The following is a 25,460-nucleotide window of genomic DNA, read 5'->3' as shown; positions in this document are numbered from 1 at the left end:
TGGTCGCGGCATCCCAGGCAGGATGCCAAGGGTAAAAACAAAAGGCAGCTTTGGCTGCCTTTTTTGTGGTGCCAGAACTCAGTAACGACGCTGACGGCGCGCCGGCTGTTCGTCATGGCGGATGCGGATGGGAATCAGCGCACGCTTTTTTTCCAGCGGGGCAAGCATCATGCCCAGCACAACGGCAAAAGCGGCGATCAGTACGATCATCAAAACGGTTTCCATGGCTGATCTCCCTCGGCTAGGCATGGTTCTGTCTGGTTGAACCCTGCATTGATTGTCGACACAACTGGCTTGTTGCTCAAGTTAAATATGCGGCAATTATGGTTTTTTTCAAGCAAATCTGCGTAATTTCATAGTACGGCAGGTAGCAATCCAAACATCATCTATAAAGTAAGGCATGAACCAACACGCAATGCGCCGGAGAAACTTTTGACCGCGCCATCCCATACTGATTCCTCACTGCCGACAACATCTTCCACCAGCGTGTTTCAAGCCATGTTCGATGCGGCAGATGCGGCCTTGCTGACACTGGATGCCAATGGCGTCATCACCCTGTGCAATCCGGCGGCACAACAACTGCTGGGCTATCCGGCAGCGGAGTTGTGTGGCCGGCATCCTGGCTGTTTGCTGGCGGCTGAGCGCCTGGAGCAGGAGTGCCGCCAGCTTGCGCAACGCTTGGGGCGTAGTGTCGCGGAGGTGGAAGTGTTCACTGCCGAGGTCAGGCCGGGGCATAGCCTGCAGCGCGAGTGGCCATTGCTGGACAAGCAGGGACGGGAACACACGGTGCGACTGTCGGTGACGGCAATTGCCGGTGTCGGGCCAAACAGCGGCTACATGCTGGTATTGCAAGACATCACCGAACTTAAGCGCATGCAGCAGTTGATGCATCGTCAGCATGCGCTGTTTGCCGCCGGACCCATGGTGGCCTTTTCCTGTCACCCGGCGCGCCCGGATGTGCTGGTGGAAGTCAGCCCTAATGTGGCGGATATCCTGGGTTGTTTTCCCGAGGATATCCTGCTGGAGCCGGCGTGGTGGTTGCAGCGTTTGCATCCGGACGACAGGCCATGTCTTGCCGATGGTCAGTGGCGTTTGGCACAGGGGGCGGGTTTTGTCACCCGGCGCTACCGCTTCTTGCATGGCAGCGGCCACTGGTGCTGGCTGGAAGAGTATGTCCAGCAACTGGGCAGCGATGTGGTGCAAGGCTACTGGATTGATGTCACCAAACAGGTGGATGGGGAAGACCGGCTTACCAAGATTGCCAGCAATATTCCCGGCATGCTGTACCAGTTTTCCACCAATCCGGATGGTGCCGGCCATTTTTCCTATGTCAGTGAAGGGGTGCGCAGCATCTTCGGGGTGTCCCCGCAGCAGGTAATGCACAATACCGATCTGGTTTGGCAGCGGGTCTTCCCGGATGATCAGCAAAGGGTGAAAGAGGAAAGTGAGGCCGCGCTGCGCTACGAGCAGCCATGGATCAGCGAGTTTCGCATCCTGCTGCCCGATGGGCGCATGATCTGGGTGGAGGGACGGGCCACGCCCGAGCTGCAAGACGATCAATCGGTGCGCTGGCATGGACTGATTTCGGAAATCACCCAGCGCAAGCGTACCGAAGAAGCGCTGCGCGAGAGCCAGGAACGGCTGGACATGGCGATGCGTGGTGCCAGGATCGGCCTGTGGGACTGGCATGTGGCGCTGGGCCGGCTGGACTACAACCAGCAACTGGTGGACATGTTGGGTTATGACCAGCACACCTTGCACTGTAATCCGGCGCAATGGCAGGCGCTGGTGCATCCGGATGATCTGCCCACCGTGCGGCACAATATCCGGGCGCTGCTTAAGCGCGAAGCGCGGCAATACCGCATCGAATACCGGCTGATCAAGCGTAGCGGCGAGATCATGTGGATACTGGACAAGGGCCAGGCCACCGAGGTGGACGGTAATGGCAATGTCTGCCGCATTGTCGGTACGGTGCAGGACATCACCACGCACAAGCAGGCGCAGAAACTGCTGGAGAGCAGCGAGGCCCACTTCCGCATGCTGTTCCAGAATCATGGCGCGGTGATGATTCTGATTGATCCGGACAGTGGCCAGATCGTGGACGCCAATGCCTCCGCAGTACGCTTTTATGGCTATCGCCGTGACGAGCTGGTCGGCATGCCGGTCAGTCAGATCAATCTGATGGAAGAGGAACGGATACGCGGCACCATGGGCGTGGCCCTGCTGCAGGCGCACAATCACTTCACCTTTACCCACCGCCTGGCCAGTGGCGAGTTGCGCACGGTGGATGTGCATTCCTCGCCGGTGGAGTCCGGTGGTCGCACCCTGCTGTTTTCCATCATCCACGACATTACCGCGCGCCGGCAGGCGGAAGATGCCCTGTCCACCCTGCAGCGCCAGTTGCTGGCCATTATCGAGAATTTCCATGGCGCCATCTTGCTGGAAGACCAGAATGGCTCCGTGGTGCTGGTCAACCAGCAGTATTGTGAAATGTTCATGCCGGACCAAACGCCAGAACAGCTCAAGGCCAGCAGCCGCCTGCATGTTGCCGCACAAGCGTCTGCTGGCTTTGCCGAGCCGGAGCGCATGCTGCAGCGGCTGGAGGAGTTGCAGCGTTCACGGCAGATGGTGCTGGGCGAGGAGTGGGCGCTGCGGGATGGCCGCATGCTGGAGCGCGACCATGTCCCCATCTTCATCGAGGGCAGGCTGCGCAGCGTGTTATGGGTTTACCGTGACATCAGCAGTCGCAAGAAGCAGGAAGAGGCTCTGCGCCAGTTGGCCACCACGGATGCCCTCACCGGTATTGCCAACCGGCGCAGCTTTATGGAAAAACTGGTTGATGAATTTGCCCGTTTCCTGCGCTTTGGCAATCCGGTGGCGGTACTGATGCTGGATATCGATCATTTCAAGCAGGTGAACGATACCTGGGGACATGCGGTGGGTGACAAGGTGCTGCACGATTTTGCCGCGCTCTGCCAGCAGGAAGTGCGCCAGGTGGATGTGCTGGGCCGATTGGGCGGCGAGGAGTTTGCCGTCATCCTGCCTGGTTGTGGCATGGCCGGAGCGCTGGCACTGGCAGAGCGTCTGCGCGAGGCGGTACGCGCCCATGTGGTGCATGTGGGCGAGGCATCGCTGCAGATTCACACCAGTATCGGCGTGAGCTGTTTTTCACGGCAGCAGCAGGATGCGGCGGTGGCGCTGGCGCTGGCCGATCAGGCGCTGTATGAGGCCAAGCTGGCAGGGCGCGATCAGGTCAAGGCCTTTGATGGCAATGGCCAGCGCTTTCCGCCCGGCGACTAGGTCGGGGGCAGGGCTGCTGCCGTCTGTTTCAGGCTGCGCATGGCGCGGTCCACGCCATCGAGGGTGAGCGGATACATGCGTTGCTGCAGCAGCTTGTGCATCATCTGCAGCGAGGGGGTGTAGTCCCAGTATTGTTCTGCCACTGGATTAAGCCACACCGCATGGCGAAACTGCTGCAGCAGACGGCGCATCCACACTTCGCCGGATTCCGGGTTCATGTGCTCCACGCTGCCGCCCGGATGGCTGATTTCATACGGGCTCATGGTGGCATCACCGACAAAGATCAGCTTGTAGTCCTTGCCGAAGGTGTGGATCAGATCCCAGGTGGGCAGGCTGCTGCCCTGCCGCCGGCGGTTGTCTTGCCACACCGTTTCGTACACGCAGTTGTGGAAGTAGTAATACTCCAGGTGTTTGAACTCGCTTTTGACCGCAGAGAACAACTCTTCCACCACCTTGATGTGGTCGTCCATCGAGCCGCCGACATCAAACAGCACCAGCACCTTCACCGTATTGCGCAATTCACGCACCATCTGCAGCCGCAGCAGGCCGGCATTGCGCGCGGTGGCGGCAATGGTGGCATCCAGGTCCAGCACTTCCTCGGCACCATCGCGGGCAAATTCGCGCAGCCGGCGCAAGGCCAGCTTGATATTGCGGCTGCCCAACTCTGCCGCATTGTCGAAATTGCGGAACTCACGCTGGTCCCACACCTTTACCGCCCGGCGGTGGCGCGAGCCATCCTGGCCGATGCGTATGCCTTCCGGGTTATAGCCATAGGCACCAAACGGGCTGGTGCCGCCAGTGCCTATCCACTTGTTGCCGCCCTGATGGCGCTCGTTCTGTTCTTCCAGCCGCTGGCGCAGAGTATCCATCAGCTTGTCCCAACCCATGGCTTGCAATTGCTGCTGTTCTTCCGGGCTGAGAAATTTCTCTACCTGTTTGCGCAGCCAGTCTTCCGGAATCTCGCGCTGCAAGTCGTCCAGATTCAGCGTCTTGCCCTGAAAGTAATGACCGAAGGCCTGATCGAAGCGGTCGTAATGCTTTTCGTCCTTGATCAGCGTGGTGCGCGCCAGAAAGTAGAAGGCGTCCAGGCTGCCAAAGGCGACATGCTGCTTGAGTGCCTCAAGCAGGGTGAGGAATTCCTTGAGCGATACCGGCAGGCCGGCAGTGCGCAATGTATAAAAGAAATCGATCAGCATGGTGGCTTCGTGCAGCGTGACAGAGAAAAATTCAGATGTTATTCTGGCTTTAGAGTCGTGGCTCTAAACGACCGTTTGCCGGATGGAACAACACGAGGATAGCACAATGAATGTTTTGCCGATGATGCCGGGCACTGAAACCGCGCTGCAGCATGGCTATGCCGCCTTGCGCCTGGCCGCGGACAGTGAGCGTTTTCCTGGCTTGGCCCGCCGCCGTGGCTGGCTGGATGCGGTGGAGAAATTGCTACAAGAAAACCGCCAGGCCCTGATTGATGCCATCAATGCAGATTTTGGCCAGCGCAGCAGTGTGGAAACGCAACTGGGCGAGCTGTTTCCCAGCCTGGAAGAGCTGCGCCGGGCACGGCGCAAGCTGGCAGTCTGGATGCGGCCGCAGCGAAGGCCGGTTTCCATCTGGTTCCGCCCGGCACGCAATCGCCTGTTGCCGCAGCCTTTGGGGGTGGTGGGCATCGTGGTGCCATGGAACTACCCCTTGTTTCTGGCGCTAGGGCCATTGATTGGTGCCTTGGCCGCGGGCAACCGGGTGATGATCAAGATGTCCGAACTGACCCCGGCTACCGGAGCGCTGCTGGCTGCGCTGATGACGCGTTACTTTGAGCCGGGTGTGGTTAGCGTGGTAAATGGTGGCCCCGAGTTGTCCCAGGCATTTACCCGCCTGCCTTTCGACCATTTGCTGTTTACCGGCTCTACCGCTGTTGGCCGCCATGTGATGCGGGCTGCGGCGGATAATCTGACGCCGGTGACGCTGGAACTGGGCGGCAAGTCGCCAGCCATCGTGGCACGCGATGCCGACTTTGCCCGCGCTGCGGAATCCATTGTGGCCGGCAAGCTGTTTAATGCCGGTCAGACCTGCGTGGCACCGGATTACGTGCTGGTGAATGCCAAGGATCGTGACCGGCTGCTGGCCATGCTGGACGCTGCCGCCACCCGCGCCTATCCCACGCTGGCACACAATCCGGACTACAGCAGCATCATCCACCCACGGCATTACCAGCGCCTGCAGCAATGGCTGGACGAGGCTGCCGCCGCGGGGGCCGACATCCGTCAGGTCAACCCTGCCGCCGAGTCGTTGCAGTCGGTACGCAAGATGCCATTGACCCTGGTGCTGAATTCTCCGCCGCACTGCGCGCTGATGCAGGAGGAAATCTTTGGCCCCATCCTGCCGATCATCAGCTATGACCGCTTTGAGGATGCCATTAGCTATATCAATGCCAGACCGCGCCCGCTGGCGCTGTATCTGTTCGACCGTGATCCGGTACGCATAGACAAGGTGCTGCAGCAGACCATCTCCGGTGGTGTGTGCATCAATGAAACCATCCTGCACGTGGTACAGGATGCCATGCCGTTTGGTGGTGTCGGAGCCTCCGGCATGGGCCATTACCATGGTTACGAAGGCTTTCTGACCTTCTCCAAGCTCAAGCCGGTATTCGAGCAAAGCCGCTGGGCCGGCACCTGGCTGACCCGCCCGCCTTACGGGCGCGCGGTGCAATGGCTGCTGCGGCTGATGCTGAGGGGCTGACATGCTGACCAGACGACAACTGATCAAGACCGGCATGGCAGGCAGCGTGGTGCTGCTGGCCGCAGGCTGGCTGGCCACGCCGCAGCCTGATGCGCTGGTGCCGGGGCAGGCGATGCAACTGGAATTCCTGCGGCCGAGCGATGTGCAGATCATCCGCAGTATTGCCCCGGTGATGCTGGGTATTGCCGGCTTGCCGCTGGATGCGGTGGTGCAAGGGGTGGATCGGGCCATCACCAAGCTGCTGCCAGCGGTGCAGCAAGAGCTGCGCCAACTGTTTGATCTGCTGGCGAATCGTTGGGGACGGCGCTGGCTGGCCGGTGTCGTCAGTCCGTGGGCGACGGCAAGCAGCAGCGAGCTGGCTGCATTCCTGCGGCGTTGGCAAAACAGCCCGCTATTGCTACTGCGCTCCGGCTATCAGGCGCTGCATGCACTGATCAACGCCGCCTGGTTTGGCAATCCCGCCAGCTGGGGCGGACTGGGCTATCAACAACCGCAACAGGTGATGGGTTTATTGCTATGAGTTGCAAGATGAGTTTGCCCGATCCAGTGGCCGAAGGTGTGGCCAGTGGCTGGCGGGTGCTGGATGGTGCGGCGCAGACGCAGGACCTGCATCTGACATGCGATGTGCTGATCATCGGCACCGGTGCCGGCGGCGGCATGACGGCGGAAGTGCTGGCCAGCGCCGGGCTGGATGTGCTGATGGTGGAAGAGGGTGCCTTGCGGACATCGCGTGACTTCCGTCTGCTGGAAGCCAAGGCTTATCCGGAGCTGTATCAGGAATCCGCCAGCCGCAAGACCGCCGACAAGGCCATCAACATCCTGCAGGGCCGCACGGTGGGTGGCAGCACCACGGTCAACTGGACCAGCGCCTTTCGCACGCCAGCCGACACCCTCAACTGGTGGGGTGAACGTTATGGCCTGCACGGGCTTAACCCACAGGCGATGGCACCGTGGTTTGACATGGCAGAAGCCAGGCTGGGGATAGATGACTGGCTGGCCGACCCCAATCCCAATAACAGTGTGCTGGAGCGTGGCTGCCAGGCGCTGGGCCTCAAGCATGGTCGCATCCGCCGCAATGTGCGCGGCTGCTGGAATCTGGGCTATTGCGGCATGGGCTGTGCCACCAATGCCAAACAATCAATGCTGGTGACGACCATTCCGGCCGCCTTGCAGCACAAGGCCGGCTTGCTCAGCCGCGCACGGGTGGAACGGCTGCTGCTGGCGGCGGATGGCAAGTCGGTGCAGGGGGCGCAAGGCAGCTTGCTGCGTGCCGATGACCACAGCAGCAGTGGCTATCAGTTTCATCTCAAGGCCCGGCATGTGGTGCTTGCCGCCGGGGCGATCGGCACGCCGGCCATTCTGTTGCGCAGCGGCCTGGGCGGCGCGCAGTTGGGCAAGCGCACCTTTTTGCATCCGGTCAGCATCTGCGGCGCGGTGATGTCGCAGCGTATCGAGGCCTATAACGGCGCGCCGCAAACCGTCTATTCCGATCACTTCATGCACACCCAGCCACTGGATGGCCCGCTCGGGTACAAGCTGGAAGTGCCGCCGGTCCATCCGTTGCTGGTGGGGGTGACGCTGTCCGGCTTCGGCCAGCACAGCGCGCAGCTGATGCAGCAACTGCCCCAGTTGCATGTGATGCTGGCCTTGCTGCGGGACGGGTTTCATCCCGACAGTCAGGGCGGACAAGTGCGCTTGCGTAGCGATGGTACGCCGGAGCTGGATTATCCCTTGACTGATGTACTGTGGGATGGCGTGCGGCGCAGTTGGCTGACCATGGCCGAAGTGCAGTTTGCCGCTGGTGCGCGTCAGGTGCAGGTGATTCACGAGCAGGCTCCCTTGCTGAACAGTTGGCGTGAAGCCAAGGAGATGATTGGCCAACTGCCACTCAAGCCCTTGCTGGCGCGTCTGGTCAGCGCCCATGTGATGGGCGGGGCCGCCATGAGCAGCCAGCCGGATCAGGGCGTGGTGGATGAATATGGCCGCCACTGGAGCTTGCGCAATCTCAGCGTGATCGATGGTTCGGTGTTTCCCACCAGCATTGGTGCCAATCCCCAATTGTCCGTTTATGCCTTTGCGCTACGGGCGGCGCATCAGTTGCGAGAGGCATTGAAAGCCTGAAAACCTAGAGTAAAAGCCCGAAAATGCCGCTGCCTGGGCATTTTCGGGCTTTGTTTTGCGGTTGTTCCGGCTTTAGCTGCAGTTTGGCTGATCAAACGCAACAACGGCACATGCCCATGCAATATACTGAACACCTCTTGATGAATGAGTGTTCATTACTTCAATGGCATCTTCCGGCAAGTTATTCCCGCTGTGGCTGGGGCTGATTGTCCTGAGTGGCCCCGTGCTGGCGGAGTCTTTGCAGCAGGCCTGGCAACAGGCAGAACAGCTTAGCAACAGCCTGCGGGCCGAAGCACGCAAGGTGGCGGGGGCGCGGCAACAGGAGGCCGCCAGCCATGCTGCTGCTGGTCCGGCCCTGACTGTGGAGGCAGGCGTCAGCCAACTGGACAACACCCCGACAGCCCGGCTGGATATCAGCCCGCTCAGCCACGGCCTGGGTGCGCTGGGCGCACAACTGCCATCCAGTGTGGAGGCACCGCTAAGCAAGCGCGATGTGCGCTATGCCAATGCCCGTCTCAGTCTCCCGCTATATACCGCTGGCCGGCTTGACGCCATGCAGCAAGCAGCCGCAGCGGCCACCAGTGCCAGCCAGTACGCACAGGAGCAGGTCCGGCAGTCACTGCGGCTGCAGGTGGCGGAGGCCTATTTCAATGTGCTGCGCGCGCGGCATGCCGCCAGCGTGGCCAGCCAGTATCTGCAAAGCCTGCAGTCCTACCAGCGTGATGTGAACAATTTTTTCCGCAAAGGCGTGGTGGCGCGTGGCGATGTGCTGGGGGCGGAACTGGCCGTTGCCGATGCACAGCAGAAGCTGATATCGGCACGGCAGGCCGAAAGCCTCAGCCAGTCGGCCTATAACCGTCTGCTCGGGCGCGAGTTCAGCCAGCCGGCGCAACCGGACGAACTGAGCCTGCCGGATGAGCAGCGCAGCTTGCCCGTGTTGCAGGCGCGCGCCCTGCAAATGCGGCCCGAGCTGGGCGGCCTGGCCGAGTGGGCGGCATCCTTGCATGCCAGTGCGCGCAGCGTCCGGGCGGAGAGTCAGCCGCAAGTGGGGGTGTATGCCGCCTACAGCTATCTGAATAACCCCTATCTGGTGAACAAGGGGGTTGGTTCGGTAGGGCTGGGGCTGAGCTGGAGCGTGTTTGACAGCGGCTTGATCCGCGCCCGCGCCGGCAGCGCCAGCGAACAGGCCATGGCAGTGGAAGATCAGCTGCGCGAGGTGCAGTCGCTGATTGCGCTGGATGTGCAGCGCGCCCATAGCCAGCAGATCGAGGCTGCCGCGCGCATCAAGGTGGCACAGGCGGCCTTGCAGTCGGCAGATGAATTCCTGAGCATCCAGCGCGACCGTTATCGCAACGGTCTGGCCAATCAGACCGAGGTGCTGGCGGCAGAAGCACGCCGCGCGGATGGTCAGCGCAATCTTTTCAATGCCCGTTACGACCACGCCCTGGCCGTGGTCGGCTTGCAGCGGGCCATCGGTGAGCTGTGACATGAAACAAGGCAAAGTACTGATTGCAGGGGTGGTGCTGGCACTGGCGGCGGCACTGGGCTATGGCATCTGGCAATCGCGGGACCGTGGTCTGCCCGAAGGCCTGATTCAGGCCAATGGCCGACTGGAAGGCGACGCCGTGCTGGTGGCCGCCAAGTATCCGGGGCGGCTGGAGACGGTGAAGGTACATGAGGGGGATATGGTCAGCAGCGGCCAGTTGCTGGCCACGCTTACTTCGGATGAGGTCAGCGCGCGCCTGCGTGCCGCCCGCGCCACCCTGGCGGCGGCCCATGCCCAGCAGCAACGTGCTGCGGCTGCCGCCAGTCAGGCCGACAAGGACGCCGCGCGCTTTGCCGACTTGCTGGCCCGTGGTTCGGTAGACCGCATGCATGCCGAACAGATGCAACTGGCCGCCGTGAGTGCCCGCACCCAGAATCAGCAGGCGACCGAGCAGATTCGTCAGGCTGAAGCCGTGGTGGCCGAAGCCAGTGCCGTGCTGCAGGAACTGCAACTGAAAGCACCTTCTGGCGGCATGGTCAGCAACCGGCTGCGTGAGCCGGGGGAAATGCTGGCAGCCGGTGGGGCGGTGGTGGAGATCATCGATCTGAACCACCTCTATCTGAAGGTGTATGTGCCGGAAAACCAGATCGGCAAAATCCGTCTTGGCCTGCCGGCGCAAATCACCACCGATGCCTTCCCGCAACATCCGTTTGCCGCCACCGTCAGCCATATCGCAGCGCGCGCCGAATTTACCCCCAAGGAAGTGCAGACCCCGGATGAGCGGGTAAAACTGGTGTACGCGGTCAAGCTCACCCTGGCCAGCAATCCCGATCTGCGCCTCACGCCCGGTCTGCCTGCCGATGCGGTCATCCGCTGGAAGTCTGGGGTGGCCTGGCAAGCACCGCGCTGGTAGTCATGGACGACATCCTTATCAAGGCCAGCGGTTTTGGCAAACGCTATGCCGGTCATGTGGCGGTTGACACCCTGGACATGGCCGTGCGCCGTGGCGAGCTGTACGGGCTGATCGGCCCGGATGGCGCCGGCAAATCCAGCCTGATGAAGGCGGTGGCCGGCGTATTGTCCTACGAGCAGGGTAGCCTGGAGGTGTTTGGCCAGTTGCTGGACAGCGAACGCAGTGCCGAAGCCATCAAGGACCGCATCGGGCTGATGCCGCAGGGCCTGGGGCAAAACCTGTACGGCGATCTGACGGTGGAAGAAAACGTCGACTTCTTTGCCCGGCTGCGGCTGGTGCCGCGTGCCGAGGCCGCGGCCCGCAAGGAGCAGTTGCTGGCCATCACCCGGCTGGCGGCTTTTCGCCAGCGGCCGATGAAGCAGCTATCCGGTGGCATGAAACAGAAGCTGGGCCTGGTGTGTACGCTGATCCATGCCCCGCAGCTCATCATTCTGGATGAACCCACTACCGGGGTGGACCCGGTGTCGCGTCGCGACTTCTGGGCGATTCTGGCCGAGCTGATCGCCGGGCAGGGCCTGACTGCGCTGGTGTCCACCGCTTATATGGATGAAGCCAGCCGCTTCAACCGCATGAGCCTGCTGCATCAGGGCCGCAAACTGGCAGAAGGCACGCCGGCGGAGATTCTGCAGCAGGCCCCCGGCAGCATCGTGCAGTGCCGGGTGGAACCCCAGTTGGCCGCCATGCAGCGGCTGGCCGCCGCCTGGCCGCAGTGCGAGGCCATGGGGCCGGACATCCGCCTGTTTGTACCCGAAGCCAATCCTGATGCCGCCCGCCTGCAGGTGACGACCCTGCTCGATGGGCTGGACTGCCGCCAACTGGATGTGCTGGAGCCCGAGCTGGAAGATGTGTTTGTTGCCATGCTGGGCGGGCAGCAGGGTGGTTCGGCAGCGCCTGCCCTGGCCGCGCAGCAGCCCCAGCCTGCCGGGCAGGAGCTGGCCATCGAGGCCAAGGGGCTGAGCAAGCGCTTTGGTGATTTTGTCGCCGTGGGCGATGTCAGCTTTCAGGTGCGGCAAGGTGAAATCTTCGGCCTGTTGGGGGCCAATGGTGCCGGCAAGACCACCGCCATCAAGATGCTGACCGGCATTCTGCCGCCCAGCAGTGGCAGCGGGCGCGTGGCCGGGGCGGACATGAAGCAGGCCGGTGCGCTGATCAAGTCACGCATCGGTTATATGTCGCAGGCGTTTTCCTTGTATCTGGACCTGAGCGTGGTGGAAAACATCCGCCTGTATGCCGGCATTTACGGCCTGGATCGCAAGGCGCGTGCTGTACGGCTGCAGTGGATTCTGGACATGGCGGGGCTGCATGGTCACGAAAACGATCTGGCCGCCGCCCTGCCCATGGGCTTGCGCCAGCGGCTGGCACTGGGCTGCGCGCTGGTGCATCAGCCGCGGGTATTGTTTCTGGACGAACCCACCAGCGGGGTGGACCCCCTGGGCCGGCGCGCCTTCTGGGACATCCTGTTCCGTCTGTCGCGGCAGGATGGCGTGGCCATGCTGGTGACCACCCACTATATGAGTGAGGCCGAACATTGCGACCATCTGGCGCTGATGTTTGCCGGTAAGGTGGTGGCGGACGCCTCGCCGCAGCAGATGAAACAGCAGGTGCTGGCCGAGGCCGGCCAGTTGTATCAGGTGCGCGCCGACAATGCGGCCGCGCTGGTGGCACCGCTGCGTCAGGCCGGTTTTACCGATGTGTCGCCCTATGGTACGGCCTTGCACGTGCTGACACCGGATGTGGCGCGGCTGGGCGCGGTATTGCGCGATCTTGGCGTGCAGCACCCGCCGCAAGCACGGCCCATTGCGATGGAGGATGTATTTGTACAGCGTGTCAGCCAGTTGGAGGCGCAAAAGGCGGCCTCCGGGAGCAAGTCATGAATCTGCAGCGCGTGCTGGCCATCGCCGGCAAGGAATGGCGTGAAATCGTACGTGACCGGCTGTTCTTCTCGCTGGCTTTTGTGGTGCCGGCCTTGTTGATGCTGTTGTTCGGCTATGGTCTGTCGCTGGATGTGGAAAACATCCCGTTTGCCGTGGTGGACCACGACCGCAGCGCGGCCAGCCGCGACTATGCCTACCGCTTTATCGATTCGCGCTATTTCCAGTTTCGCGGCTATGCCGGGGATGAGCGCGATGCCAGCCGACTGATTGGCTCTGGGCAGGTGCGGGTGGTGCTGGTGATACCGCCGCAGTTTGGCAAGAGCCTGGCCCAAGGCCGCCCGGCGGCCATCCAGACCCTGGTGGACGGCAGCTTTCCCAGCCGCGCCATGACCACCAAGGGCTATGTCACCGCCATCAATGCCGCCTTCAGCCTGGCCGCAGTGGCCCAGGCGGTGTCGCAGGCCACCGGCCTGTCACAGCAGGATGCCCTGGCGCAGCTAACGCCCATCGCGCTGGAATCGCGCTATCTGTACAACCAGAGCGTGTCCAGCATCTGGTCGCTGGCACCCAAGCTGATCATGGTGATCCTGATGCTGTCGCCGCCTTTTCTCACCGCGCTGGGCGTGGTGCGAGAAAAAGAGAACGGCTCCATCTTCAATATCTACGCCTCCAATGTCAGCCGTGGCGAGTTTCTGGTGGGCAAGCTGGCACCCTATGTGGCCATTTCCAGCGTCAACATCCTGTTGCTGTGGCTGCTGGCCGTGCTGCTGTATCAGGTGCCGTTCAAGGGCAGCCTGCTGTTTTTCCTGCCGGCCACGCTGGTGTATGTGCTGTGTACCACCGGCATCGGCCTGTTGGTGTCGGTGCTGGTGCGCACCCAGGTGGCGGCGATGATTGTCACCATGGTGGTGACCATGATTCCGGCGGTGCTGTATTCCGGCCTGATCATTCCCATTGTGTCGCTGGGTGCCGGCGCGCATGTGGTGGCGCAACTGATGCCGGCCATGTATTACACCGATATCGTGGTGGGCTGCTTTCTCAAGGGGGTGGGCCTGATGTCGCTGTGGCAGCCATTGGCCATCCTGGCTGGCTATGCCTGCCTGTTGTTTGCCATCGGCTATCGATTGTTCAGCAAGAGGCCAAGTACATGAATGCAGATTGGCAACTGGCTTGGCGGCGCTTTGCCGTGATGCTGGTAAAAGAATTGAAGCAATTGGGCCGCGACCGGGTATTGCTGGCCTTCATCGTGTATGCCTTTACCGCCGACATTTTTCTGGCGGCATCCGGCGTGTCGCTGTCGCTGAATCATGCCGCCACCCTGGTGCAGGATCAGGACCACAGTCCACAGTCGCGCGAACTGCTGTCGCGCTTCCAGCCGCCTTACTTCCGCATGGATGGCGCAGTAGGGCAGGATGCCGCCGCACTGGCGGCGCTGGATCAGGGGCGTGCCATGCTGGTGTTGTCGGTGCCGCCACAATTTGGCAAGCAACTGGCCACCGGCCAGCCCACCAGCATCGCCATGCAGGTGGATACCACCAATTCGGTACTGGGGTTTCTGGCCACCAGCCATGCGCAGCAGATTGTCAGCCAGTTTGGGCTGGAGTCGGCCATGCAGCGCCTGGGCATGGGGGCTGACGCCGCGCACAGCCTGCCAAATGTACAGAACGATATCCGTGTCTGGTACAACCCCAACCAGGAAGACAGTTGGTTTATGGGGGTGGCGGAAATGCTCAATATCGCCACCGTGTTTGCCGTATTGCTGCCTGCTGCCGCCATGGTGCGGGAGAAGGAGCGCGGCACGGTGGAGCAACTGATCGTGTCGCCCTTGTCGCCATTCGGCATCCTGTTTCCCAAGGTGGTGTCGATGACCGGGGTCATCCTGTGCGGGGTGGCACTCAGCCTGTTCCTGATATTGATTCCGCTGTTTGCCATTCCGGTGAAGGGTAGCTTGCTGCTGTTTTTTGCCTTGTCCGGCCTGTATGTGTTCACCACCGCCGGGCTGGGCTTGTTTGCCGCCACCATTGCGCGCAATCTGGCCCAGGCTGGCATGCTGTCCATCCTGATTCTGGCGCCGATGCTGTTTCTGTCCGGTGCCTGGACCCCGCCTGAGGCCATGCCGGTGTGGCTGCGTGGGCTGATGTATGTTTCACCGCTGCATTACTACCTGGACATTGCTTTCGGGATTCTGCTCAAGGGTCAGGGCCTGGCCGACTTGCAGCCAGCCATCCTGGGCATGAGCGCTATCGGCGTGCTGGTGTTTGCCAGCGGCCTGTTGTTGTTCAGAAAGCAATTCGACTGAGCACGATCATCTGTATTTGTCAGCGCAGCGGAAACCAAAGGCAAGGTGGCTTGCCTCAGACTGATAGCCGCCCGTCCATGGGCGGTGACGTTGCCGCGGCCGGGCCGTCCTGCCGGTGTGCGACACTGCGTGCATTGCATCTCTCATACAGGAGATCACCATGAGCAGCATGATGAAGGCAGCCGTTTTTATTGCACCAGGCCGGATTGAAATTGCCGAAAAACCCATTCCGGACGTAGGTCCCAACGATGCCCTGATCCGCATCACCACCACCACGATCTGCGGTACCGATGTTCATATTCTCAAGGGTGAGTATCCGGTAGCGCCGGGTCTGACTATCGGCCATGAGCCGGTAGGCATCATCGAAAAGCTTGGCAGCGCGGTCAGCGGCTATCAGGAAGGCCAGCGGGTGATTGCCGGTGCCATTTGTCCCAATTTCAATTCTTATGCCGCCCAGGATGGCGTGGCCTCGCAGGATGGCAGTTATCTGATCGCCGCCGGGCGCTGTGGCTGCCACGGCTACAAGGCCACGGCGGGGTGGCGCTTTGGCAATCTCATCGACGGCACCCAGGCCGAGTATGTGCTGGTGCCGGATGCCCAGGCCAATCTGGCACCGATTCCGGATGGCCTGACGGACGAGCAGGTGTTGATGTGTCCGGACATCATGTCCACCGGTTTCAAGGGGGCGGAAAATGCCAATATCCGCATCGGTGACACCGTGGTGGTGTTTGCCCAGGGCCCGATTGGCCTGTGCGCCACCGCCGGAGCGCGCCTGCTGGGTGCCACCACCATTATTGCGGTAGATGGCAATGCGCACCGGCTTGGCATCTCTCGCCAGATGGGGGCGGATATCACCCTCAATTTCACCCAATGCGATGTGGTGGAGGAGGTGATGAAGCTGACCGGGGGGCGCGGGGCGGATGCGGCCATCGAGGCGCTGGGCACCCAGCACACCTTTGCCTCGGCCTTGCAGGTGCTCAAGCCTGGCGGCACGCTGTCCAGTCTGGGGGTGTACTCCAGCGATCTGACCATTCCGCTGGGGGCTTTTGCCGCCGGTCTTGGCGACCACAAGATCAATACCGCACTTTGCCCCGGCGGCAAGGAGCGCATGCGGCGGCTGATGGGAGTGATTGCCTCTGGGCGGCTTGATCTGGGCGCGCTGGTGACGCATCACTATGCGCTGGATGATATCGAAGCCGCTTACGATCTGTTTGCCCATCAGCGTGACGGGGTGCTGAAGATCGCCATTCGTCCCTGAGGGGGTGCGGGTCGGGACTGCGGTCCTGTTCTGCTCAAGGCCGTCGTCCTTGCGGGCGGCGGCCTTGCTCATGGTGCGCCACTTAGTGGCCGGCGTGGCGTTGCTGCAGTTGCTGGAAGGCCGCCATGAAATCCGGTTGCACATAGGGCTTGAGCAGGGCCATCACCTGACGCACGCCACGATGGCCGGAGGCCTCGGTGATGGGGGATTTTGGGCGCGAGGTCTGCTCAAAGGCAAACCAGAACTTCACCACCAGCCAGATATTGATGCTGACCGGCTCGATATCTTCTTCGTCCATCTTGAGCAGGCCCAGGCGGATGAATTCGCGGAAATGTTCGCCCAGAATGCCTTTTAACTCGGTGTTGACGAACTGGTGGTACTCCGACTGCAATTGCGGGCTGCGCGCCAGCATGCCTGGCAGGTCGTAGAACATGAAGCGGAACTGCCACATGGCCAGGAAGGCGGTATCCAGGTAATTGACCAGATCGGCCACTGTCATGTCGCGCGCTTCCGGCACCGCCAGGCGCTCGTTGATGAAGTCGCGGTACATCAGGAAGATCTGGTAGACGATTTCTTCCTTGTTGCGGAAGTGGTAGTACAGATTGCCCGGGCTGATGCCCAGATGCGCCGCAATGTGGTTGGTGGTGATATTGCGCTCGCCCTGTTCATTGAACAGCTTCAGGCTTTCCAGAATGATGCGGTCGTAGGTCTTGATGCGGGGTTTGCTCATGAGGCACCGAAACAATGGGGCAAGCGCGGATTATAACCGCTGTTTGGAGTTGCAGCTCTAATTATTTCGATACACACGGCACTGGCGTGGCGGCGCTTTCCGGATAGCAGCCAGCCATGAACTGGTAGATGATGGCCTGTTCGATACGCTGTCTTTCCTTGGCCGGAATGGCAATGCGCAGAATCAGTTGGTAGCGCTTTTCGTCCACCGCCTGCATGCCGATGCGCGGCTCCACCGACGGGGTGTCCACCAGGTAGCGCTCGGCCATGCGCTCCATGTGTACGCGGGCGGCTTCCACATGCTGCTGGCAGTGTTCCTCTGCCGCCGCCAGCAGCAGGTGCTGGGCGCGGGTAGGGGGAATCTGGTAGCCCACCGGCACATTGATGATGTGCATTACATAGTCGCCCATGTAGTTTTCCCGGATTACCGCATTGGACAGCAGCAGGCTGTTGGGAAAGGTGAGGGCGCGGCCGGTCATCTGGTGGGCATTATGCTGCGGGCCAATTTCCATCACCGTGGTGGACAACAGGCCGATGTCCACCACCCGGCCCCGGATATTGCCCACCTCGATATGATCCCCCAGGCTGTAGCTGTTGGACGCATGGCGCACCACAAAGCCCGACACGCACAAAATCAGCTCCTTGGTGGCCAGAATCAGCGCCGCGGCAAAGGCCAGCATGGACACCGCGATGGTTTGCAGCTCCTCGGCCCAGATCATGCCGATGCCGGCCAGGCCGGCAATGAACAGGAAATTGCGGGTGGAGACCGACCAGCGCCGTCTTTCCTCCACCGGCACATTGACATTGCTGGACAGGATATGGCCAACCGCCAGCCGGATCAGCAGCAACACTGCAATCAGCATCAGCGAACGCACGATTTCGTGCGAGTAATCGTTGCGTAGCTGGTGCAGCAAGTCGAGCAGTTCGGACATGGCGCGGCCTGCTTCAGTCGTTCAGCTTGACAGCGTGTTCACGGGTTTCGTGGAACACGATGTCCGGCCAGCGTTCCTGCGTCAGTTGCAGGTTGACGCGGTTGGGGGCGAGGTAGGCCAGGTTGCCGCCGGCATCGGTGGCAATATTCATTTGCAGGGCCTTGATGAATTCATCCAGTTTTTTGCGGTCGTCGCAGGTAAACCAGCGTGCCGACCAGATGCTGGCCGATTCAAACACCGCATCCACGCCGTATTCTGCCGCCAGGCGCGAGGCCACCACTTCGTACTGCAGCACGCCCACCGCGCCCAGAATCAGGTCGCCGCCACTGTGTGGCTTGAATACCTGTACCGCGCCTTCTTCACCCAGTTGTTGCAAGCCTTTTTGCAGCTGCTTGAGTTTTAGCGGGTTCTTGATGCGTACCGAGCGGAACAGCTCCGGCGCAAAGAAGGGAATGCCGGTGAAGGCCAGCTCTTCGCCAGCGGAAAAACTGTCGCCAATCTGGATATTGCCGTGGTTGGGGATGCCGATGATGTCACCGGCAAAGGCTTCTTCCACGATTTCGCGATCGTGCGACATGAAAGTCACCACGCTGGAGGCGGCAATTTCGCGGTTAAGCCGTAGGTGCTTCATCTTCATGCCGCGCTCGAACTGGCCGGAGCACACCCGCAAAAAGGCAATGCGGTCGCGGTGCTTGGGGTCCATATTGGCCTGGATCTTGAACACGAAGCCGGAGAACTTGCCCTCGGTCGGGTTGACCATGCGCACGGTGGCATCGCGCTCTTGCGGTGCCGGGGCCCAGTTGATCAGTGCGTCCAGGATTTCCCGGATGCCGAAGTTGTTGATGGCGGAGCCGAAGAATACCGGGGTGAGTTCGCCAGCCAGGAATTCTTCCAGATTCCATTCGTTGGAAGCGCCCTTGACCAGTTCGATCTCCATGCGCAGATTATCCATTTCCAGCGGAAACAGCTCGTCCAGGCGTGGATTGTCGATGCCCTTGATCACTTCGATATCGGTAATCAGCTTTTCGCTGCCGGCTTCAAACAGGATGACTTCGTCGTTCAGCAGGCTGTACACGCCACGGAAGGTCTTGCCCATGCCGATAGGCCAGGTAATGGGCGCGCAGCGGATTTTCAGCACGTTTTCCACTTCGTCCAGCAATTCCAGCGAATCGCGCACTTCACGGTCGTACTTGTTCATGAAGGTGACGATGGGCGTGTTGCGCAGGCGGCAGACATTCAGCAGCTTGATGGTTTGCTCTTCCACACCCTTGGCAGCGTCAATCACCATCAGCGCGCTGTCCACGGCGGTGAGCACGCGGTAGGTATCTTCGGAGAAGTCCTGGTGGCCCGGGGTGTCCAGCAGGTTGACGGTGTGCTCGCGGTAGTCGAACTGCATCACCGAGGAAGCCACGGAAATACCGCGTTGCTTTTCGATTTCCATCCAGTCCGAAGTGGCAAACTTGCCGCCCTTCTTGCCTTTTACCGTGCCGGCCATCTGGATGGCGCCTGAAAACAGCAGCAGCTTTTCGGTCAGCGTGGTTTTACCGGCGTCAGGGTGGGAAATGATGGCGAAGGTGCGGCGGTGCGCCACTTCCTCGGCAATACGGGACAATTCTGCGGACATGGATTAGGAACAGGCTTGACTTGGAAAGGCGGTGATTTTACAGGATAGCCGCGCACAACAAAACCTCGCAGGCCGCAAATTTCTTGCCGTTAATGTCTGCGGGCTTTTCTTTTTACATCAGCAAGATAGCGCAATTGCATGCTCAAAGGGCTGCCCGAGGGGTGCAATTGGGTCGGCACCATTGCATGATTTGGTTATCATGACTGTTTTCCCGGCCCTGATGTGCTGCCGGGCAAGCAAGAACAGGAGCAGGCATGTTTACCGGTATCGTGCAGGGCATGGCCGAGGTGGTGGCCATCGAGGAAAAACAGGATTTTCGTCGTCATGTAGTACGGCTGCCGCAGGCCTTGACCGGCGGCATCGAACTGGGTGCGTCCATTGCCCACAACGGATGCTGCCTGACTGTAACCGAGGTCAATGATGATCTGGTGGCCTTCGACCTGATGGCCGAAACCCTGCGGCTGACCAATCTGGGCGCTTTGCAGGTGGGCGACAGGGTGAATGTGGAGCGCGCGGCGAAGTTTGGCGATGAAATCGGCGGTCATGCCATGTCCGGCCACATCATCTGCCAGGCGCGAGTGGAAGAAGTGCTGCGCACCCCCAATAACTGCACGGTATGGTTCAGCCTGCCGGCAGAGTTTGCCAAATATGTATTGAGCAAAGGCTATATCGGTATTGATGGCTGCAGCCTCACCATCGGCTCGGTGGAGGGAAATCGCTTCTGCGTACACCTGATTCCGGAAACGCTGGAGCGCACCATCATCCAGTTCCGCCAGCCGGGGGATGCCATCAATATCGAAATCGACCCGCAAACCCAAGCCATTGTCGATACCGTGGAGCGGGTGCTGGCGCAGCGCAATTCTTTTGCCATTTGAAATTGGATAAAAATCTGGCCCGATGGCTTGATGCTGGCCTGATTGTCTCCATGTTTTATTAAATACGTGGGCGGTTTCCGCCGTGAGCAGGCTGCAAATCGGCCTGTTGCTACAGATTTTATTGCCTGCCTGGCATGCCGGGTGGCGCAAACCCGATATAAGGATGCAGCAAATGGTTATTTCTCCGGTGCAGGACATCATTGCCGATATCAAGGCAGGCAAAATGGTGGTGCTGGCTGATGCGGAAGATCGGGAAAACGAAGGCGATATCGTGATGGCGGCCGAGTTCGTCACCCCGGAAGCCATCAATTTCATGGCCAAGCATGCGCGCGGCCTGATCTGTCTTACCCTGACCGAGCAGCGTTGCAAACTGCTGGAGCTGCCGATGATGGCAGCCAATAACGGTACTTCCTTTGGTACCAACTTCACTGTTTCCATCGAAGCGGCCGAAGGCGTGACCACTGGCATTTCCGCCGCCGACCGCGCCCGCACCGTGCAGGCGGCGGTGGCGCGCAATGCCAAGGCCAGTGATCTGGTGCAGCCTGGCCATATCTTTCCGCTCAAGGCGCAAAACGGTGGTGTGCTGATTCGTGCCGGCCATACCGAAGCGGCCTGCGACCTGCCGATGCTGGCTGGCCTGGAACCGGCTGGGGTGATCTGCGAAATCATGAATGACGACGGCACCATGGCGCGCATGCCGGAATTGCTGGAGTTCGCCAAGACGCATGGCCTGAAGGTGGGCACCATCGCCGACCTTATCCACTACCGCAGCCGTACCGAATCGCTGGTGGAAGAAGTGGGTCAGCGCTCGGTGGAAACCCCGTTCGGTGCGTTTGACCTGCATGTGTTCCGCGATGTCACTACCCGCGAAACCCATCTGGCACTGGTCAAGGGCAAGCTGGACGAAAACGAGGAAACCCTGGTGCGCGTGCACGAGCCGCTGTCCATCATGGATGTGCTGGACCCCACCTCGCGTCCGCACTCCTGGACGGTGCCCGGTGCGCTGGAAGCCATCGACGAAGCCGGCAAGGGCGTGGTCATCCTGCTGTACCGCGACGAAACCGGTGACGACCTGCTGCAGCGTGCGCTGGGGCAGAACGTGAAGCGCTCGCCCTGGGACGGCAAGACCTTCGGCGTGGGCGCGCAAATGCTCAAATCACTGGGCGTAGGCAAGATGAAGCTGATGTCGCCGCCGCTGAACGTGCTGTCGATGGCCGGCTTCAATCTGGAAGTCACCGGATTTTGCCAGCCTGAACACTTTCATATCGAAATCGGTTAAAATAACCGGTTTTCCGTCATGACCATCCCCTGATGGCGCCGCTAGTCCGGCTGTCAGGGGCTTATCTGATTGCCTTATCTGATTTTTGCCGTGAGGACTCACATGCTTGAAGCTATCCAGCGCATTGCCCCCGATTTCAACGGTCAAGGCCTCAAGGTCGGTATCGTTCAGGCCCGCTTTACCGAAGAGGTTTGCCATGGCTTGCGTGATGCCTGCCTGGCCGAGCTGAAAACGCTGGGTGTGGCCGCCGCCGACGTAACCCTGGCCACCGTGCCGGGCGCACTGGAAGTGCCGCTGGTGCTGCAAACCATGGCCAAGAGTGGCAAGTTCGACGCGCTGGTGGCGCTGGGTGCCATCATCCGTGGCGAAACCTACCACTTCGAGCTGGTTTCCAATGAATCCGGTGCTGGTGTGACCCGTGTCGGTCTGGACTTCGATATCCCCATCGCCAATGCCATCCTCACCACCGAGAATGACGAGCAGGCTGAAGTACGCATGCTGGAAAAAGGCCGCGACGCAGCCCGCGTTGCGGTGGAAATGGCCAATCTGCACAAAACGCTGCGCGGCTGACCCTTGCGGGCTTGCCGCTCACTTGTTCTTTTTAGGAAACCGATATGAAAACCGCCCGTCGCCGTGCCCGCGAGTTTGCCGTTCAGGGCATCTATGAATGGGAATTGAATCCGGACCGTCCGGCTTCGCTGATTGAAAAACACCTGCGCGAAAACGAATACTTCGCCAAGGCGGATGAAGCCCTGTTCCGCGCTGTGCTGTACGGTGTACTGAAGGATGTGCCGCTGCTGTCCGGCCAGATCCGTCCGTACTACGAACGCAACGAAGAGGAAGTCAGCCCGGTGGAACGTGCCGTGCTGCTGATGGCTGCGCTGGAGCTGACCCAGCATCCGGAAACGCCGTACCCGGTCATCATCAACGAAGCCATCGAAATCACCAAAACCTTTGGTGGTACCGACGGCCACAAATTCGTCAATGGCGTGCTGGACAAGCTGGCTGCCGACGTACGTGCCGACGAGGTTGCCTCGCAGCGTGCGCGCCGTCAGGGCTGATGACGCTGATGTCTGATGCTGACACCCGCTACGGCGGGTGTTTTTGCATCCAGACCCGGAATCTATCTACATGAACGAATTCGACCTGATTCGCCAGTACTTCACCCGCCCGGCCCCCTCCGCAGTGCTGGGTGTCGGCGACGATGCTGCCATCCTGCGCCCGACGCCGGGGCAGGACCTGCACGTTTCTGTCGACATGCTGGTGGAGGGGCGGCATTTCTTTGCCGATGTCAGCCCGCAAGCCTTGGGGCACAAGACGCTGGCAGTCAATCTGTCCGATATGGCGGCCATGGGGGCGAAGCCGCGCTGGGCCTTTCTGTCGCTGGCCATGCCACGGCTGGACGAAGCCTGGGCGCGCGATTTCAGCCGCGGCCTGTTTGCGCTGGCCGGGCAGCATGGCGTGGAATTGGCCGGTGGCGATACCACGCGCGGCCCGCTGACACTGTCCATCACCATCATGGGTGAAACACCGCAAGGCAAGGCCTTGCGGCGCGATGCAGCGCAGGTGGGCGATGATGTGTGGGTAAGCGGCGAGCTGGGCCTGGGTGCCATCGCGGTCGCTGTGCGCAACGGCCAACTGGTCGATGCCGGCTTGAGCGAAGATGTGCTGGCGGCATGCCAGTGCAAGCTGGATTTTCCGTTGCCACGGCTGGAGCTGGGGCAGGCCCTGCTTGGCGTGGCGCGTGCGGCGGCTGATGTGTCAGACGGGCTATTGGCTGATCTGGGGCATATCCTGACGGCCTCCGGCGTGGCGGCGGAAATCCGGGCCGACAGCCTGCCATCCTTGCCGCCGCTGGAGGCGCAGCGTGAGCGCTGGCTGGACTATCTGGCAGCCGGTGGTGATGATTACGAGCTGTGCTTCACCGCGCCGCAGGCTGCGCGTGAGGCAGTGGCAGCCGCAGGCAAGGCGGCAGGCTGCCGGGTGACGCGTATCGGCCATATCGTGGCGGGCAGCGGCGTGCGCCTGCTGGATGGGCAGGGCGCGGTGATGACATTGAACAAGGCGGGTTATGACCACTTCGCATAAGCAGGCTCCGGCCTTTCGCCCGGACTGGGCGTTCTTGATGCGCCATCCGGCGCATTTGCTGGCTTTTGGCTTTGGCAGCGGGCTGGCCCGCAAAGCACCCGGAACCTGGGGCACGCTGGTGGCCTATCCACTGTTTTTCCTGTTGCTGGCGCTGGGTGCTGGGCCGCTGCTGATCAGCCTGCTGTGCGTGCCGCTGTTTGTGCTGGGGGTGTGGGCCTGCCAGAAAACCGGCGATGCGCTGGGTGTGCACGATTACGGCGGCATTGTGTGGGACGAAGTGGTAGCCATGCTGCTGGTGCTGGCCTGGGCTCCGGCTGGCTGGGCGGGCTGGCTGTTGGCCTTTGCGCTGTTCCGTCTGTTTGATATTGTAAAACCCTGGCCGATAGGCTGGTTCGACCGGCGCGTGCATGGCGGTTTTGGCGTGATGCTGGACGACATCATTGCCGCTGGTTTTGCCCTGGCGGTACAGGCGCTGCTGGCAAGCTGGCTGCCGGTCTGATTTTTGCAAGGAGAGCTTGATGCGGTGGGATGGCAATCGCGAAAGTGACAATGTCGAGGACCGGCGCGACGAAGAAAGCGGCTCCTCTGGCGGCTTCAGTCTTGGTGGCGGCAGTATCGGGCTGGGTACGGTCGCCATTGGCCTGGTGGCGTGGCTGGTGTTTGGTGCCAACCCCTTGCAGGTGATTTCCGCGCTGAGTGGCGGCGGCCATCAGCAGGTGCAGACCCAGCCGCATCAGCCCAAAGTGCATTCGGCCGAAGAAGAGCGCGAAGCCAAGCTGGTGCGGGTGGTACTGGCTGATACCGAAGACGTCTGGGGACAGATTTTCCAGCAGCGTGGCGGCAGTTACGAGCGCCCCAAACTGGTCATGTTCAGCAACAGCACACCCACCGCCTGCGGGCAGGGCGAGTCGGCCATGGGGCCGTTCTACTGCCCGGCCGATCACAAGGTGTATATCGACCTGGCTTTCTACCGCACGCTGAACCAGCAACTGGGTGCGCCGGGCGAGTTTGCCGAGGCGTACGTGATTGCCCACGAGGTGGGTCACCACGTGCAAAACCTGCTGGGTATTTCCGGCAAGGTGGATGCGGCGCGGCGTGGTGCTTCCGAACGCAAGTCCAATGCGCTGTCGGTGCGGCTGGAGTTGCAGGCCGATTGCTTTGCCGGCGTCTGGGGCAGTCATGCCGACAAGGCGCGCCATATTCTGGAAACGGGTGATCTGGAAACTGCGCTCAATGCAGCATCGAAAATCGGCGACGATACCCTGCAGCGTTCTGCCGGCCATGCCGTGGTGCCGGACAGCTTTACCCACGGCAGCAGTGCGCAGCGGGTGCGCTGGTTCAAGCGCGGCTTTGACAGTGGTGATATCGCCCAGTGCGACACCTTTGCCGCCAACCCCTTGTGACAAGCGACCGGCAGTCTATGCGATGCGCTTAATTGCATGCTCAGCGGGCCGGTCTGCCCCATCTGCTGCGGCTTTGTGGTATTCTTGCGCCCCTCTTGATTGTGACCCGTCACCCATCCAATGAAAGATCCCTGCGATCACTACACTTTTGACCTGATCGGCGGCGTGCAGAAAAAGCCTGGACGCAAGCCCTTGGGTGAGCGCGCCATGACGGTGGCCGAGCGCAAGCGCCGCAGCCGTGAGCAGCGGCGCAACCGTCTGCAAGAGTTGTCGGTGACTGTGGAGTTGAGCCGCGATGCGCAGAAGTCGCTGGACAAGATGATCGAGTGGTGGGGGGTGAGCAAGAAAGAAGCCATCAACCGTGCCTTGCAGATTGCCTGCCAGTCGCAAACCGGTCGCACCGGCATGTTGTTTGGCTTTGAGCTGCCGCCAGGCGGAAAAAAAGCCTCGCGCAAACGGCAGGGCTGATACGGTTCAGGATAGTAA

At 61.1% G+C, this 25,460-nt stretch carries 23 protein-coding genes; 18 read left to right on the top strand and 5 right to left on the bottom strand.

What is annotated here, in order from left to right:
• Positions 1–78 precede the first annotated feature (78 nt).
• Positions 79–225 carry a hypothetical protein gene (locus tag DLM_RS23340; RefSeq protein WP_167467086.1) on the bottom strand — a complete coding sequence of 49 codons (147 nt, stop codon included), beginning with the start codon at positions 223–225 and terminating at the stop codon, positions 79–81.
• 207 nt (positions 226–432) lie between these two features.
• Here DLM_RS23340 and DLM_RS10200 point away from each other — a divergent pair, with 207 nt between their 5' ends.
• The gene (locus tag DLM_RS10200) at positions 433–3,300 is read left to right on the top strand and encodes a sensor domain-containing diguanylate cyclase (protein WP_145985826.1); all 2,868 of its coding nucleotides are present in this window, start codon (positions 433–435) and stop codon (positions 3,298–3,300) included.
• Here the strand turns inward: DLM_RS10200 and DLM_RS10195 are convergent.
• The gene (locus DLM_RS10195) at positions 3,297–4,496 is read right to left on the bottom strand and encodes a vWA domain-containing protein (protein ID WP_089083179.1); all 1,200 of its coding nucleotides are present in this window, start codon (positions 4,494–4,496) and stop codon (positions 3,297–3,299) included. The two genes, DLM_RS10200 and DLM_RS10195, sit on opposite strands and share 4 nt — an antisense overlap.
• Positions 4,497–4,602: 106 nt before the next feature.
• On the opposite strand from DLM_RS10195, the gene DLM_RS10190 reads away from it, so the two are divergent.
• The 9 genes from DLM_RS10190 to DLM_RS10150 all read left to right on the top strand — a co-directional run bounded on the left by DLM_RS10190 (position 4,603) and on the right by DLM_RS10150 (position 16,044).
• Positions 4,603–6,033 carry a coniferyl aldehyde dehydrogenase gene (locus DLM_RS10190; protein WP_089083180.1) on the top strand — a complete coding sequence of 477 codons (1,431 nt, stop codon included), beginning with the start codon at positions 4,603–4,605 and terminating at the stop codon, positions 6,031–6,033.
• A gap of 1 nt (position 6,034) precedes the next feature.
• Complete coding sequence (locus DLM_RS10185) at positions 6,035–6,553, top strand: twin-arginine translocation pathway signal protein (protein ID WP_089083181.1); 519 nt, start codon at positions 6,035–6,037, stop codon at positions 6,551–6,553.
• Between the two features lie 8 nt (positions 6,554–6,561).
• Positions 6,562–8,154, top strand: coding sequence for a GMC family oxidoreductase (locus DLM_RS10180; protein WP_231960145.1), 1,593 nt, complete (start codon positions 6,562–6,564; stop codon positions 8,152–8,154).
• A 148-nt stretch (positions 8,155–8,302) separates the two neighbouring features.
• Positions 8,303–9,640 (top strand): TolC family protein, encoded by a 1,338-nt coding sequence (locus DLM_RS10175; protein ID WP_145985825.1) that lies wholly within the window; start codon positions 8,303–8,305, stop codon positions 9,638–9,640.
• Position 9,641: 1 nt separating this feature from the next.
• Positions 9,642–10,553, top strand: a complete 912-nt coding sequence (locus DLM_RS10170) for an HlyD family secretion protein (RefSeq protein WP_089083184.1) — start codon at positions 9,642–9,644, stop codon at positions 10,551–10,553.
• Positions 10,554–10,555: 2 nt separating this feature from the next.
• Positions 10,556–12,487: an ATP-binding cassette domain-containing protein gene (locus DLM_RS10165; protein WP_089083185.1), complete on the top strand. Its 1,932-nt coding sequence runs from the start codon at positions 10,556–10,558 to the stop codon at positions 12,485–12,487.
• On the top strand, positions 12,484–13,638 hold the full coding sequence (locus DLM_RS10160; protein WP_089083186.1) for an ABC transporter permease: 1,155 nt from the start codon (positions 12,484–12,486) through the stop codon (positions 13,636–13,638). Before DLM_RS10165 ends, DLM_RS10160 begins: the two co-directional genes overlap by 4 nt.
• Positions 13,635–14,786 (top strand): ABC transporter permease, encoded by a 1,152-nt coding sequence (locus DLM_RS10155; protein ID WP_089083187.1) that lies wholly within the window; start codon positions 13,635–13,637, stop codon positions 14,784–14,786. The genes DLM_RS10160 and DLM_RS10155 overlap by 4 nt, the downstream gene beginning before the upstream one ends.
• Before the next feature lie 160 nt (positions 14,787–14,946).
• Positions 14,947–16,044 (top strand): NAD(P)-dependent alcohol dehydrogenase, encoded by a 1,098-nt coding sequence (locus DLM_RS10150; protein WP_089083188.1) that lies wholly within the window; start codon positions 14,947–14,949, stop codon positions 16,042–16,044.
• Between the two features lie 82 nt (positions 16,045–16,126).
• On the opposite strand, the gene DLM_RS10145 is transcribed toward DLM_RS10150, so the two are convergent.
• The 3 genes from DLM_RS10145 to DLM_RS10135 all read right to left on the bottom strand — a co-directional run bounded on the left by DLM_RS10145 (position 16,127) and on the right by DLM_RS10135 (position 19,329).
• Positions 16,127–16,774 carry a TetR/AcrR family transcriptional regulator gene (locus DLM_RS10145; RefSeq protein ID WP_089083189.1) on the bottom strand — a complete coding sequence of 216 codons (648 nt, stop codon included), beginning with the start codon at positions 16,772–16,774 and terminating at the stop codon, positions 16,127–16,129.
• A 61-nt stretch (positions 16,775–16,835) separates the two neighbouring features.
• Entirely contained in the window at positions 16,836–17,705 is an 870-nt protein-coding gene (locus DLM_RS10140) for a mechanosensitive ion channel family protein (RefSeq protein WP_089083190.1), read from the bottom strand.
• Positions 17,706–17,718: 13 nt separating this feature from the next.
• Positions 17,719–19,329 (bottom strand): peptide chain release factor 3, encoded by a 1,611-nt coding sequence (locus DLM_RS10135; RefSeq protein WP_089083191.1) that lies wholly within the window; start codon positions 19,327–19,329, stop codon positions 17,719–17,721.
• 254 nt (positions 19,330–19,583) lie between these two features.
• Between DLM_RS10135 and DLM_RS10130 the strand changes: the two genes are divergently transcribed.
• The 8 genes from DLM_RS10130 to DLM_RS10095 all read left to right on the top strand — a co-directional run bounded on the left by DLM_RS10130 (position 19,584) and on the right by DLM_RS10095 (position 25,442).
• On the top strand, positions 19,584–20,204 hold the full coding sequence (locus DLM_RS10130) for a riboflavin synthase subunit alpha (protein ID WP_089083192.1): 621 nt from the start codon (positions 19,584–19,586) through the stop codon (positions 20,202–20,204).
• A gap of 172 nt (positions 20,205–20,376) precedes the next feature.
• On the top strand, positions 20,377–21,483 hold the full coding sequence (gene ribBA / locus DLM_RS10125; RefSeq protein WP_089083522.1) for a bifunctional 3,4-dihydroxy-2-butanone-4-phosphate synthase/GTP cyclohydrolase II: 1,107 nt from the start codon (positions 20,377–20,379) through the stop codon (positions 21,481–21,483).
• Positions 21,484–21,585: 102 nt separating this feature from the next.
• Positions 21,586–22,053 (top strand): 6,7-dimethyl-8-ribityllumazine synthase, encoded by a 468-nt coding sequence (ribH, locus tag DLM_RS10120; RefSeq protein ID WP_045844974.1) that lies wholly within the window; start codon positions 21,586–21,588, stop codon positions 22,051–22,053.
• 44 nt (positions 22,054–22,097) lie between these two features.
• Positions 22,098–22,544 carry a transcription antitermination factor NusB gene (gene nusB / locus DLM_RS10115; protein ID WP_089083193.1) on the top strand — a complete coding sequence of 149 codons (447 nt, stop codon included), beginning with the start codon at positions 22,098–22,100 and terminating at the stop codon, positions 22,542–22,544.
• Positions 22,545–22,614: 70 nt separating this feature from the next.
• On the top strand, positions 22,615–23,571 hold the full coding sequence (gene thiL, locus DLM_RS10110) for a thiamine-phosphate kinase (protein ID WP_089083194.1): 957 nt from the start codon (positions 22,615–22,617) through the stop codon (positions 23,569–23,571).
• The gene (locus tag DLM_RS10105) at positions 23,555–24,070 is read left to right on the top strand and encodes a phosphatidylglycerophosphatase A (protein ID WP_089083195.1); all 516 of its coding nucleotides are present in this window, start codon (positions 23,555–23,557) and stop codon (positions 24,068–24,070) included. The genes thiL and DLM_RS10105 overlap by 17 nt, the downstream gene beginning before the upstream one ends.
• Before the next feature lie 19 nt (positions 24,071–24,089).
• On the top strand, positions 24,090–24,974 hold the full coding sequence (locus DLM_RS10100; RefSeq protein ID WP_089083196.1) for a neutral zinc metallopeptidase: 885 nt from the start codon (positions 24,090–24,092) through the stop codon (positions 24,972–24,974).
• A gap of 120 nt (positions 24,975–25,094) precedes the next feature.
• The gene (locus DLM_RS10095; protein WP_045844979.1) at positions 25,095–25,442 is read left to right on the top strand and encodes a hypothetical protein; all 348 of its coding nucleotides are present in this window, start codon (positions 25,095–25,097) and stop codon (positions 25,440–25,442) included.
• The last annotated feature ends 18 nt before the right edge of the window (positions 25,443–25,460 follow it).

It is taken from the genome of Aquitalea magnusonii, assembly GCF_002217795.2.
Taxonomy (GTDB): Bacteria; Pseudomonadota; Gammaproteobacteria; order Burkholderiales; family Chromobacteriaceae; genus Aquitalea; species Aquitalea magnusonii_B.
The sequence above is the reverse complement of the archived record's forward strand: the minus strand, read 5'-3'. Positions and strand labels throughout refer to the sequence as shown.